This is a genomic window from Polyangium sorediatum (assembly GCF_029946465.1).
GTDB lineage: Bacteria > Myxococcota_A > Polyangia > Polyangiales > Polyangiaceae > Polyangium > Polyangium fumosum.
Window position 1 is genome coordinate 221,338 of record NZ_JARZHI010000008.1, and the last position, 12,770, is coordinate 234,107.

Below are 12,770 nucleotides of genomic sequence, written 5' to 3' on the forward strand. Positions count from 1 at the left end.
ACGGCACGAGATGGGTGAGCCCACTACGTTTTTTTTGACTTGCTCGCGGGCCGTCCGCGGAACCTTCCCTAGCGTCAGCTTATGGTTTTTCGTGAGTCCACGCCGCTTGAAGACGCGGGCCCGGCGGCGCCGCCCGGCTGCTTCTGACGTTTGGGCAGCGTTATGACGAACTCGGTGTACTTTCCCTGCGCGGTGTGCACCTGCATCGAACCGCGGTGCCCCTGGACCACGGTGTCGTAGCAGATCGAGAGCCCGAGCCCGGTGCCCTCGCCGGGCGGTTTCGTCGTGAAGAACGGATTGAAGACTTTTCCGAGGATCTCGTCCTGGATGCCCGTCCCGTTGTCCCGGATGCGCACCTCGACCAGGCTGCCGTCGCTGCGCGTGCGGATCCCGAGCGTCGGCGCGAAGCCGGGGCCGGCCGTTCGTTGCTTCTCCTGCATTGCGTAGCAGGCGTTGTTGATCACGTTGATGAATACGCGGACCATGTCCTGGACTGCGATCTCCACGAGGCCGATCGAGGCATCGCAGTCGTTCTCGATCTTCAGGTGGAACCCCGGCAGCTTGCCGCGATAGCCGTGGTAGGCGAGATCGAGCCCCTCGGCGAGGGCGGCGTTCAGATCCGCCGGCTCGTGTTTTCCGCCTCCCGCGCGCGAATGCAGGAGCATCCCGTTCACGATGTGGTTCGCGCGCACGCCGTGCTCGCCGATCTTCGCGACGTTCTGGCGCAAGAGGGAGAGCGTCTCCTGGATCTCCTCGAGCGCGACCGGCTCCGACGCGCCGTCGAGCTGCGTGAGCCCCTCGTCGAGCTCCGTGACGAGCCCGGAGGAGAGCTCGGCGAAGTTGATGATGAAGTTCAGCGGGTTCTTCATCTCGTGCGCGATGCCGGCCGTCAGCGCGCCGAGGCTCGCGAGCTTCTCCTGCATCACGAGCTGCTGCTGCGTGTCGCGGAGCTGTTCGAGCGTCGATCCGAGCTCGGCGTTCTTCACGGAGAGCTCCCGCGTCCGCTCGTCGACCTTCTGCTCCAGCGTGCGGCTGTACTCTTCGAGCAGATCGTTCGAGGCCCGCAGGCGCGTGGAGGTCTTTTCGAGGTCGGCGAAGAGCCGCGCGTTGTGGAGCGAGAGCGCAGCTTGCGAGAGCAGGAGGCGCAGGACGTCGAGCCTCGACGCCGTGAAGGCGCCCGCGATGAGGTTGTTTTCGAGGTAGATGATGGCCGTCACGGCGCCGCGATCGAGGAGCGGCGCGCAGAGCACGGACTTCGGCCGCGCCGACGCGATGTACGGATCGGCGGTGAAGCGGCCTTCACGCGCCGCGTCACGGAGCACGACGCTCTCGCGCGTGCGGCTCACGTACTTCACGATCGCAGCCGAGAGGCGCTTCTCCTGATCGAGCGGCGTCGCGTCGTGCGTGATGACGTCGGCCTGATCGATCGTGTGCTCGACGGCGACGACGTGCTGGCCCTCGCGCTCCAGGATCAAAAAGCCGCGCTGCGCGCCTGCGTTCTCCAGGAGGATCCGCATGAGCGTGGAGCTCAGCCGTTCGAGGACGATCTCGCCGGAGATCGCGCGGGCGGCCTTCATCACGGTCGCGAGATCGATCGACTCGCCGCCGCTGCCGGTCGTGGACTCGACGCCGAGGTTCACCGTGGCGGGGCCTTGCGCGGTGCTCGGCGGCGGGGGGGCCGCCGATCCGAGCAGCTCCGCGTGCTCCTTGTTCAGCGACGCGACCTTGGCCGACGCGCCCCAGCGCACGTAGCCGTAGCGCGCCTCGCCCATGTACGTCGCGGCGATCTTCGTGCGCCCGAGCTCCAGGTAATGCTCCGCCGCGAGCTCGTACGCGAGCGCCTCTTCCTGCACGAACCCGTGCTTCGCGGCGCCCTTGATCGCCCGCTCGAAGAGGTCCATCGCCTCGGCCGCGCGGTCGAGCAGCCGCGCGCGCACCGCCTCGACGAGCTCGTACTTGTGCAGGTAGTTCGCCGGCGCCTGATCGGCCCAGCGCTTCACGAGGGCCTGGTTCTCGTCCACCTGGGCGAGCAGCTCCGCGCGCTTCTCGGGCGTCGCCACGCGCGCGGCCCGCAGGAGCGCGAGCGAGTGGTAGAGCGGGAGCTGCCCCGCCGTCATGTGCCCCGTGAGCGCGTTCAGGTAGGGCTTCGCCGCGTCGGCGGCCTCGATCGCGAGCGCCGTGTCCCCGAAGAGATACGCGAGCATGCACTTCGAGATGTGCAGGAGGCCGAGCGCGTTCTCGCTCTTCACCTCGAGGAAGTGCTGGATCGCCGTCCGCTCGTCGAGGCTCTCGCCCACGAGCAGGACCGGGTCCTTCGACTTGCCCATGAGGTTCAGCACGGTTTGCCGGACGATGCGCGCGAAGGAGAGGCCGTGCTCCTGCTTGACGCGCGAAAGCACGTCGATGTGCTGGGCCACGTCCGCGACCACGACGTCGAGCGGTTCGCCCGCGTAAAAAATCGCCGCGGCGTGGATGGCCGCCGAGTACCCGACGAACTCGTGATCCCCGACGTCGAGGCCCGTCGTGACGGCCTCGCGCAGGAAGTCGAAGGAGACACGCAGGTGCTCCTTCCAGATCTTGATGAAGCTTCCGACGAGCGTGTAGACCTTTGCCTTGAGGGCCCGCGCGTCGAAGCGATCCATGAGGCGGATCGCGAGGTCGCCGTAGACGTTGCCGGCGTCCGGATCCCCGAAGGCGCTGCGCACGACGCCGTACTCGGCGAAGGCAAACGGCGAGAGCGGCGAGTGCCCGTGCTCGACGCAGAGCTTGACCATCTCGCAGACGATGGGCACGAAGAGCATGGGCTTGCCGATGTAGACCGGGGCCGTGAGCGTCACGAGCAGCCGCAGCCGCGCGACCTGGGTCGGATCCGCCATGTCGGGCAGATCCGCGAGCGACTCCACAGGCCTGTCGCCGATGAGCGCCGCCGTCTCGGCGTACCGCGCGAGCATGCCATTCGTGTCGATGTCCTCGGGCAGCGGCGCGCCGAGCAGCTCGAGCGCCTGGAGGCCCACGCGGATCGTCGCGTCGAACTCGATACGCGCGGTGTGGAAGAGCATCCGCAGCTCGTGGATCCGCACCTTGTCGAGCGCCGTCCGCGCGTGCTCCAGGGCGCCCTGCGAGAGGCGCTGCGCGCGCTCGAAATCGCCATTCAGGTACGCGGCGCCCGTGGCCTCGATGTAGAGCTCGAACGCGAGTTCGTACCGCTCTGAAAAACTCCCCGGCGGCAGGAGGCGGATGCCGGCGTCGAGGTAATGCAGCGCGGGTTCGTACGCGGCCGAAGCTTTGGCCTTCTTCCCGACGATGAGGTTCAGCCGCGCGACCTCGGCGCGCTCTTCGGGGCTCTCGATGCGCTCGCTGCCTTGATCGAGCTGGCTGATGACGTCGAAGAGGCGCTCGTCGAGCTTCTCGGGCGGCGTGCGTTCGAGCAGGAGGCGGCCGATCTGCAGGTGGATGTCGGCGCGCCGGTGCTCCTCGATGAGCGAGTAGGCGGCCTGCTGCACGCGGTCGTGCAGGAACTTGTAGTGCGCGTCGGGGATCCCGTCCGTGCTCTCCAGCACCGCGGGCTCGGCGAGTTGGTAGGCGTCGCCGATCGGCACGACGAGCCCCTCGCGCAGCGCGTCCCAGAGCCCCGTCGCCGTCTCGATCAGCGGGTGATCGTGCACCTTCGCGAGCGTCGCGAGCTCGAAGCGCGCGCCGATGCAGGCCGCGAGCTCGAGCACGCGCTGGGCCCGCTCGGGGAGCCGCTGGATCTTCGCCGCCATGAGCTCGACCACGTTGTCGGTCATGTCGCGGCGCCGGATCTCGCCGAGATCCCACCGCCACTGCGCGGCCGACGGATCGAAGCGGAGCAGGCGCTCGTCGGCGAGCGAACGCAAAAATTGGCCGAGGAAGAAGGGGTTTCCGCCCGTCTTTTCGAGCGCGATCTCCGCGAGCGGCAGCGTGCCCTCGCCGCTGCGCACCGCGTCGTCGACGAGCTGCTCGACGTGCTCGATCGAGAGCGGCGAGAGCGAGAGCTCGGTCACGGGCGCGCCGGCCTTCTCCAGCGCCTCCAGCGTCAATCGCAGCGGATGCCCGGAGCCGACCTCGTTGTCGCGGTACGCGCCGATCACGAGCAGGTGCTTCATGTCGGGATCGGTCACGAGCAGGTGCAGGAGCTTCAGGGACGGCGCGTCGGCCCACTGCAGATCGTCGAGGAAGATGACGAGCGGATGCCCGCCGGCCGTCAGGGCGCGGACGAAGCTCTGGAACACGAAATGGAAGCGGTTCTGCGCCTCGTTCGCGGGCAGCGGCGAGATCGGCGGCTGGGCGCCGACGATGAGCTCGACCTCGGGGAGGACGTCGAGGATCACCTGTCCGTTCGGACCAAGCGCGGCCGAGAGCCGCTTCTGCCAGAGCACGAGGTGTCCCTCGCTCTCGGTGAGGAACTGCCGGACGAGGTCGCGGAAGGCCTGGATCAGCGAGCTGTAGGGGACGTCGCGGTTGAGCTGATCGAACTTGCCGGAGACGAAGTAGCCGCGCTTGGCGAGGATGGGCTCGTGCACCTCGTTGACGAGGGCGCTCTTGCCGACGCCCGAGTAGCCGGCGACGAGGACGATCTCGGCTTTGCCCTCGCTCACGCGGTCGAACGTGGAGAGCAGCTTTCCGATCTCCGCCTCGCGGCCGTAGAGCTTCTGCGGGATCTGGAGTTTGTCCGGCACATCGCGCCGGCCGAGGGGGAAGCGCTCGATCGGGCGGCCCTCTTCGAGCGCCGCGACGCACGCTTCGAGATCGGCCGCGAGCCCGAAGGCCGTCTGGTATCGATCCTCCGGGGACTTCGCGAGCAGCTTGCGCGTGATGTCGGAGACGGCGGCGGGGATCTGCGGGGCGCGCTCGTGCGGGGGCACGGGCTCGCGCGCGATGTGCTGGTGCACGAGCTCCACCACGTCGGAGGACTCGAACGGGACGTGGCCCGTGAGGAGCTCGTAGAACGTGATGCCGAGCGAATAGAGATCCGCGCGGTGATCGACGGCGCGGTTCGTACGGCCGGTCTGCTCCGGGGACACGTAACGCAGCGTGCCTTCGAGCACGTTGAGATCCCGCATCGGCGCGCTCTCGCGCGAGAGCGCCGTCGCGATGCCGAAGTCGATGAGCTTGATCTCGCGGGTCTCGGGGTGGATGACGATGTTGGACGGGTTCACGTCCTTATGGATGATGTTGCGCCCGTGGACCTCGCCGAGGATGCGGGCGAGCTCGGCCATGATCGGCAAGAGCTCCTCGATCGGCAGCCGCGCGCGGGCCCGGAACGCGCTGAGGGGCTCGGCCCCGAAGTCCTCGAGCACGATCGCGAGGCGGCCGTCGTGGCGCAGGAGCTCGTGCGTGCGAATGACGCCGTCGAGCTTGAGGCCGCTCGTGATCTCGTATTCACGGCGGAATCGCGCGAGCTCCTCGGGCCTCGGCCGGTCGAGGCGCAGCACCTTCAGCACCACGGGCAGCCCGTCGTGCGCGCGGCGGCCCCGGTACACGAGCGTCCGCGTGGTCTCGTGCAGCTTCGTCGTGATCTCGTAGCCGGGAAAGAGACTCATGGATCCCCAAAACGAGGGGAAACGAGGTGCCTCCCCTTGTCAAGGATCCGGTCGCTTCACGCGGCTTCGGCGATCACCTCAGCCGGCGGGCCGAAGGCCGCCACGCGCCCTTTGTCGAGCACGAAGACGAGATCCGAGGCCTCGCGCGCCACGGGTAGATCGTGCGTCACGACGATCTGCGTGACGCCCGTGCCGGCCACGCGCCGCAGCGTCCGACCGACCTCATGCTTCAGCGCCGGATCGAGCGCGCTCGTGGGCTCGTCGTAGAGCAGCACCGAAGGCTCCATGGCGAGGGCGCGGGCGATCGCCACGCGTTGCTTCTGCCCGCCGGAGAGCGCCTCCGGGTACGCCTTCGCCTTGTCCTCGATACCGAGCTCCGCGAGTAGCTCCTTGACCCGCGCCTCCGCGCGGGATCGCGCCTCGCCGCGCACGACGCGCGGCGCCAGCGTGCAGTTGTCGAGCACCGAGAGGTGCGGGAAGAGCTCGAACGTCTGGAAGACGAGCCCGATTCTCCCGCCGAAGGAGCCGTGCTTCGCGCCCGCGCCGAACGTCACGCCGCCGACGTCGATCGTCCCGTCGTCGAACGGATCGAGCCCCGACAAGCAGCGCAGCAGCGTGGTCTTTCCGGCGCCGCTGCGGCCGAGGACGCTGGCGATCTTGCCCGTCGGCACCTTCATGCAGAGCCCCGCGAGCGCGGGCGCCGCGGCGCCGGGATGTCGCTTGACCAGATCGGTGACGCAGATCGACATCGTTCCCTCCTCTAAGCAGAAGCCGGCCGCCGGACCTTCGATCCGAGCCGCTCCTCCACGCTGCGCGACAGGCGCGCGAACGGGAGGCTCAAGCCAAGGTAAAACAGCGCCACCACGAGGCCGAGGCCCAGGTGATCCCGCATGGCGCTGGCGAGGCTCGTGTACGTCTTCGTGAGCTCGGTCAACGTGACGACCGAGATGAGCGAGCTGTCCTTGAGCAGCGCGATGAAGTCGTTCGTCGTCGGCGGCAAGGCCACGCGGATCGCCTGCGGCAGCGCGACGTGGCGGAGCGACGCGAGCTTCGAAAGGCCGAGCGTCCGCGCCGCGTCCATCTGCCCCGCCGGCACGCTCCCGAGCCCCGCCCGGTAGTTCTCCGCCTCGGCCGCGGCGTAGTTCAGCCCGAGCGCGATCACGCCCGCGACGAAGGGCGAGAGCGTCACGCCGAGCTCGGGCAGGCCGAAGTACACCATCGTGAGCTGCACGAGCAGCGGCGTGCCGCGGAAGATCTCGATGTAGCCTACGGCGAGCCACTGGAGCGGCTTCGGCCCGTAGACCCGCGCGAGCGCGAGCGCCATGCCGAGCGTGACGGCAACGGTCATCGCGAGCAGCGAGACCACGAGCGAGAGCAGCGCGCCCCGCGCGAACAGGCCGAGCGTGGCCGGGTACCGCTCTTTCACGCGCGACCAGAAGGGCAGGGGTCTTCCGACGGCGGCGCGCCACGCGTCGTGCGCCTCGGCGACGGCCGTGGACGGGGGCTTCGGCCCGCCGAGCAATCGTTCCGTCGGCTCGTTCCAGAGGCCCCAGCGCGCATACAGCGCGGCGAGCGTGCCCTCCTTCGCGAGCGCCTCGATCGCCCCGTTTACCGCGGCGAGCGTCTCGGCATCCCCCTTCGGGACGCCCACCGCATACGAGACCTCGCCGAACGAGCCGTCGACGACCTCCAGCGCGGGATCGATCGCCCCGTAATAAAGCGTGATCGGATCGTCGAGCAGCACCGCGTCGGTGCGCCCGATGCGCAGGTCGTCGTAGATGTCGTTTTGCCCGCCGTCGTACGTCTTCACCTCGGCGCCTTCGCGCTCCGAGAGCCGCGCGGCGAGCGAGCCGGGCAAGGTGCCGACCTTGCGCCCGCGGAGCGCGCCGAGCGTACGCGGCGCGCCCGCGTCGCCCTTGCGCACGGTGAGCCGCATGGCGGCGACGTAATAAGGGCGCGACAGATCGGCGACGCGCTTCTTCTCCTCGGCGACCTCGATGCCGTTGATGACCAGGTCGAAATCGCCGCGCTCGAGCAGCGCGAGCAGCCCGTCCCACGCTCCTTGCACGGGCCTCGCGCGCACGCTGAGCTTTTTCGCGAGCGCGGCGGCGAAATCCACCTCGAAGCCGATGAGGTGGTTTGGATCCATCGGATCCTGGAAGACGTACGGCGCGCCGCCTTGTGAATCGTTCCCCCAGCGGATCTCCCCACGGGCGCGCGCCTCGGCGATGGCGTTCCTCGCCGTCGCGGGCGCAGTCGCGGGCTCCTCGGCGAGCGCCCTTCCGGGGGCTACGAGCGCGAGCAGCGGGAGCAAAAGGAGAAGCGTGACCGCGAGGCGACGCTTGCGCATCGTTTTCTTCGAGCACCTCCTACCGGGAAGGATCCCGAACGAGCGCGAAGGATGCGGGACGGGCGGGACGAACGCAAGACCTTTGGAGGTCATCCGACCGCGCTCGGGGGCACGACGAGCCGCTCGAGCGCGGCGCGGATCCGATCGGGGATCGGCGTCGGCTTGCGGTTTGCCCGATCCACGAAGACGTGGACGAAATAACCCTCCGCGGCCACGCGCGCCTCGCCGCGCGGGAAGAGCCCGATCTCGTACCGCACGCTGGAGCGGCCGAGCTTGCCCACGCGGAGCCCCGCGTCGATGTCCGTCGGGAACGACACGCCGCGCAGGTACCGGCAATGCGACTCCGCGGCCACGCCGATCACGTCGCCCCGCTCGATGTCGAGCCCGCCTTCGCCGATGAGCCAGCGATTGATGACGGTGTCGAAATACGAGTAATAAACGACGTTGTTGACGTGGCCGTAGATGTCGTTGTCCATCCACCGCGTCGGAATGACCAAGAAGTGCGGGTAGCCGTCGCGCGAGGCCGGTTCGCTCATGGCGAACCCATACACGAAACGGGCGCGGAGGCGGAGGCGGAAGCGGAGGCGCGGGGGCAAGCGTGCCGCGGCCTCCATCGAAGCCTTCGAGGTGTTCCCGCAGAAAAACCTCAGCGTCGCGCGCTTTGTCCTTGAGTTTGGGCGCGGCCCGCCGTTAGAACCTGTGAGGTCCAATGATTTGCGCCCCTTCTCTTCCCTCGGGCATCGTGGATGCCGGCTGCGCGAGGCGGCGGGGGAGAACGCGCGCGGGCGTCGTGGTCACCGTGCTTTCGGTCCTCGTGCTCCTCGGCGTCTTTTTCGGCGTCGAGGGAGGCTGCTTTGCCGCGGTCCTCACGCGAGGGATGCACGGCGGGCGCGGGGCCGTGCCGCAGGCGGCGCGGTTCGTGTCGTCGGGCGGGCGTCGCTTCGAGGCCTCGCCTTTGGCCTCGAGCGGGCTGCATCGACATCCGCCGCCGGGCGCGGTGCACGAGCGGGGAGATCACCCTTCGCAATCGTCCCTGTCGACCCGCTCGCGCGCCTCGGAAGCGAACGCCCCCGCGATCGACCCTCCCACCGGCGCGCTGCCATGGGCATCCACCCGCATCGAAGGCGAGCGCCTCCTCGCGGAGGAGCGCGCCCAAGCGCTTTCGCATCGCCGGGCAGAGGCGGGCGGGTTTCTCGAGCGTCGCACGCCGCATCCTGCCCGAGCCCCGCCGCGCCCGTCGCGGGGCTCGACCTGAGCCCAACGGCTGCGGTTTCCACCGTTGAAAGGCGCGCGACGAGCGCCACGTGAGCCCCCGGCCCTGCGCCGCGTGCGGCGCCGATGGCCCTCGTCGTGCTCCGCTGGCATTGGCTCGGAGTGGAACATTGCACGTGCTCGTCCAAATCGATGGTTTGACCGTCCGCTGCCCGGAGGACGAGGTGGAGCGGGTGCGCTCGCTCATCCGCGCGGTCGACAAGAGCGGCGAGGTCTCTGGGAAGGCCCTCGTCCTTTTGTTTTCGTGGCATCGGGAGCGCCATCGGACGACGCCCCTCACCACCGCGCTCGGGTGGCTGGGGGCCGAGATCGTCGAGAAAACGTAGCACTCCCGCTTTGATTGGTGCCCGCAGGAGAACAGTGTGTCTCTCCCGCGTGCTCTGGTGCGATCGAGGGCGGACGTGCATCCTTCCTCGGTCCCACGCGAGGAGAAGAGTCGATGAGCCACGAACGAGAAGAAGGCCTCACGCGCCGCCAGGCGATCGTCGCGGGTATCGCCGGAGCGGCGACGATCGCGGCGCTCCCGGGCGCCTTGGGCGGCGCCGCCGAGCCTTCGGCGGACGAGCCCCGGAAGCCTTCGGCGGCGGGGCGTTTGCCCGTCGTGTTCCTGCCGCACGGCGGGGGGCCGTGGCCGTTCGTCGACGTCGGGATGGGCAAGGCGGAGCACGACGAGCTCGCGGGGTACCTGCGCTCGATCCGCGCGCTGCCGGCGGCGCCGCCCAAGGCGTTGCTCGTGATCTCGGCGCACTGGGAGGAGCCGGTGCCGACGGTGATGACGGCCGAGCGGCCGCCCATGTTTTACGATTATTACGGCTTCCCACCCGCGTCGTACACGCTGCAATGGCCCGCGCCCGGCGCCCCGGCGCTCGCGGCGCGCGTGCGTGAGCTCCTCGGCGCGGCGGGGTTTCCGACGGCGGAGAACGCGAAGCGCGGCTTCGATCACGGCACGTTCGTGCCCCTCATGCTCACGTATCCGGGCGCGGACGTGCCGACGATCCAGCTTTCGCTCAAGCTCGGCCTCGACCCGGCCGAGCACATCGCGATGGGCCGCGCGCTCGCGCCGCTGCGGGATGAGGGCGTGTTCCTCCTCGGCAGCGGCATGACGTACCACAACATGCGGGGCTTCCGGGATCCGGGCGCCGGCGGGGTCTCGGAGGCGTTCGACGCTTGGCTACGCGAGACGATGGCGCTCGCCGCGGAGGAGCGAGATGCGCGGCTCGCCGCGTGGTCGAGCGCGCCGTCCGCGCGCCTCGCGCACCCGCGGGAGGAGCACCTCTTGCCGCTGATGGTCATCGCCGGCGCGGCGGGCGCCGATCGGGGCACGACGGCGTACAATGGCGCGGTGTGGGGGAAACGTTTGTCGGCGTATCACTTCGGCTGAGGCGAAAGGCGCGGGCGGCGGGCGGCGGGCGGTTCCATTTTTTCCGCCTCGTGCGGAGGTATCCGCGTAGGATGCCCCTCATGAAGCGTCTCTTCGTCGGCATTTCTCTTGGTGGTCTCCTCCTCGTCGGTTGCAGCGACGGCTCCAGTCAAAACACGAGCACGAGCTCGAGCTCCGGTTCGGGCTCCGGCGGCTTCGGCGGCACCGGGGGCGACGGCGGTACCGGGGGCGACGGCGGCCTCGGCGGTGGCGGAGGCATGGGGGGCGGCGGCGCCGGAGGAATGGGCGGCGTGGGCGGCACCGGCGGAATGGGCGGCGTGGGCGGTACCGGTGGCATGGGCGGCGCCGGTGGCATGGGCGGCGCGGGTGGGGCAGGGGGCATGGGCGGCTCGGGAGGCGCGGGAGGCGCGCCTGCGTGCGTCGTCGATGGCGTCGTAAAGCCCCCGGAGCAGTGCGACGACGGCAACCTCGTCGACGGGGACGGCTGCGATCAGGATTGCACGTTTTCGTGCGTCAACCCCGCAACCGATTGCCCCGCGGCGCCGCCTTGCCAGCAAAGCGCGTGCATCGCGAACCATACCTGCGTCACCCTCGCCGATCCCGCGCAGAACGGCACCTCGTGTGGCCCGAACGCGATCTGCAAGGACGGCGTCTGCGCGGCCGCCGTCTGCGGCGACGGCGTCGTGCAGAACGGGGAGCAATGTGATTTCGGCGCGGCGAACGGCCCCAATGCGGGCTGCGAGGCGAACTGCACGTTCTCGTGCACCAAGGGGCCGGACTCCTGCCCCGACGCCGAGACGTGCAACGGCGTCGAGTCGTGCACGACCGTGATGAACGGCGCGAACGTCGGGCAGAAATGCATGCCGGGCGTGCAGGTCCTCGATTGCACGGCGTGCGCCTCGGGCGTCTGCGCCTCCGGTGTGTGCAAGGCGTCCACCTGCGGTGACGGCTGCGTCGACCCCACGATGGGCGAGCAATGCGAGCCGCCGAGCACCCCCCTCTGCGACGCGATGTGCAAGACCGTCCCCTCGGCCATGTGCGGCAATGCCATCCGGGAGGTCGGCGAGGACTGCGACGACGGCAACCAGGTCAACCTCGACGGCTGCGACGGGTCCTGCAAGTTCGAGCAGGATCTGCGATCGAACTACCTCGTCATGCAGTTCGGCACCGACACCTTCTGCGGGACGGTGAACCGGCTCGGCCAAGCGATCACGGCGGGCGTCGCCGGAAATCAGCTCCAGATCAACATCGATCAGGGCATCAGCACCGGGACGACGGGCTTCCTCGCCAAGATGTTCGGCCTCGCGAGCCTCGTTGGTGTCGACGATCCGTCGGTCGAGGTCGGCGTCGTGCGCGGCACGCCCGTGGCGGGCGCGGCCTACAACGGATCGAGTGATCTCGATTGGTGGTACAACACGAACACGGCGACGCTCGACGCGTCCCGGAACCCGCTCGACAAGCTCGCGGGCAACATCACCGGCGGCGTTTTGCAGGCGGGGCCGGGCTCGATGACCCTCCCCCTCAATTTCTTCCCGGGCAATGCGACGCTCCTCCGCCTGTCGAGCGCCAAGTTCCGCGTCTCCGTCAACGCGGGCTCGGTGCCGCTCGTCTCGAATGGAACCCCCCCCGGCCACCTCGCCTCCGAGCACCTGAACCCCGCGTTGCAGAGCTTCGCGAGCGTAGGGCAAAAAGACGCGACGTTCTCCGGTCTGCTCTGCGGCAACATCAGCGCGAGGTCGCTCGCGCAAGCCCCCATTCCGTCGGAGTTCCTCCCCGGCGGCCAGCTCGCGTGCACGCAGGGCTACAGCGCCGCGAATTCGCTCCTCGACGTGATCACGTCCGGCTGCTCGATCAGCCCCTTTGGGTTCCCGATTGTAGCCATCAACGCGACGCAGCCGGATGAGGCCGATCCGGCCGCGCCCGTCGGCGGCGCCGGCGCGCCCTACAAGCTGACCGTGAATGCGCAGAAGGTCGTGACGGGCTGCACCGACGTGAACAACGCGGCGGTGAACGTCTCCACCTGCCTCGACGCGGCCGCATACTCGAGTTTCTTCCGCTTCGCGATGGGACGCGTCATCCTCAAGTGAGGCGGACACCACCACCCTCGGGGGGGATTGTCACGGGCATCCGTGCGTAACTGCACTGCACGACAGGTGGGCAAGATTGGGCTTGGCAGCTACCGAGCGAACGTGGTCTGTTGACA

The 12,770-nt window shown here is 69.2% G+C and carries 7 protein-coding genes; 3 read left to right on the plus strand and 4 right to left on the minus strand.

The features are described from left to right. Positions 1-74 precede the first annotated feature (74 nt). From QHF89_RS12870 to QHF89_RS12885, 4 genes are all read right to left on the minus strand, one after another. On the minus strand, positions 75-5,564 hold the full coding sequence (locus QHF89_RS12870) for a trifunctional serine/threonine-protein kinase/ATP-binding protein/sensor histidine kinase (RefSeq protein WP_136968643.1): 5,490 nt from the start codon (positions 5,562-5,564) through the stop codon (positions 75-77). 56 nt (positions 5,565-5,620) lie between these two features. Continuing rightward, positions 5,621-6,313: an amino acid ABC transporter ATP-binding protein gene (locus QHF89_RS12875; protein ID WP_136934307.1), complete on the minus strand. Its 693-nt coding sequence runs from the start codon at positions 6,311-6,313 to the stop codon at positions 5,621-5,623. Between the two features lie 11 nt (positions 6,314-6,324). Further along, complete coding sequence (locus tag QHF89_RS12880; RefSeq protein WP_284720425.1) at positions 6,325-7,914, minus strand: ABC transporter substrate-binding protein/permease; 1,590 nt, start codon at positions 7,912-7,914, stop codon at positions 6,325-6,327. Between the two features lie 89 nt (positions 7,915-8,003). Beyond that, positions 8,004-8,450: an acyl-CoA thioesterase gene (locus QHF89_RS12885; RefSeq protein ID WP_136968645.1), complete on the minus strand. Its 447-nt coding sequence runs from the start codon at positions 8,448-8,450 to the stop codon at positions 8,004-8,006. An 846-nt stretch (positions 8,451-9,296) separates the two neighbouring features. Between QHF89_RS12885 and QHF89_RS12890 the strand changes: the two genes are divergently transcribed. The 3 genes from QHF89_RS12890 (at position 9,297) to QHF89_RS12900 (ending at position 12,654) form a co-directional block, all read left to right on the plus strand. Further along, positions 9,297-9,512 (plus strand): hypothetical protein, encoded by a 216-nt coding sequence (locus tag QHF89_RS12890; RefSeq protein ID WP_136934311.1) that lies wholly within the window; start codon positions 9,297-9,299, stop codon positions 9,510-9,512. Positions 9,513-9,625: 113 nt separating this feature from the next. Then, the gene (locus QHF89_RS12895) at positions 9,626-10,567 is read left to right on the plus strand and encodes a DODA-type extradiol aromatic ring-opening family dioxygenase (protein ID WP_136968647.1); all 942 of its coding nucleotides are present in this window, start codon (positions 9,626-9,628) and stop codon (positions 10,565-10,567) included. An 80-nt stretch (positions 10,568-10,647) separates the two neighbouring features. After that, positions 10,648-12,654 (plus strand): DUF4215 domain-containing protein, encoded by a 2,007-nt coding sequence (locus tag QHF89_RS12900; RefSeq protein ID WP_136968648.1) that lies wholly within the window; start codon positions 10,648-10,650, stop codon positions 12,652-12,654. Positions 12,655-12,770: the final 116 nt, after the last annotated feature.

Excerpts from the sequence above, each read along its gene's own strand:
- QHF89_RS12870 (WP_136968643.1), bottom strand. The coding sequence starts at position 5,564 with ATGAGTCTCTTTCCCGGCTACGAGATCACGACGAAGCTGCACGAGACC.
- QHF89_RS12875 (WP_136934307.1), bottom strand. The coding sequence starts at position 6,313 with ATGTCGATCTGCGTCACCGATCTGGTCAAGCGACATCCCGGCGCCGCG.
- QHF89_RS12880 (WP_284720425.1), bottom strand. The coding sequence starts at position 7,914 with ATGCGCAAGCGTCGCCTCGCGGTCACGCTTCTCCTTTTGCTCCCGCTG.
- QHF89_RS12885 (WP_136968645.1), bottom strand. The coding sequence starts at position 8,450 with ATGAGCGAACCGGCCTCGCGCGACGGCTACCCGCACTTCTTGGTCATT.
- QHF89_RS12895 (WP_136968647.1), top strand. The coding sequence starts at position 9,626 with ATGAGCCACGAACGAGAAGAAGGCCTCACGCGCCGCCAGGCGATCGTC.
- QHF89_RS12900 (WP_136968648.1), top strand. The coding sequence starts at position 10,648 with ATGAAGCGTCTCTTCGTCGGCATTTCTCTTGGTGGTCTCCTCCTCGTC.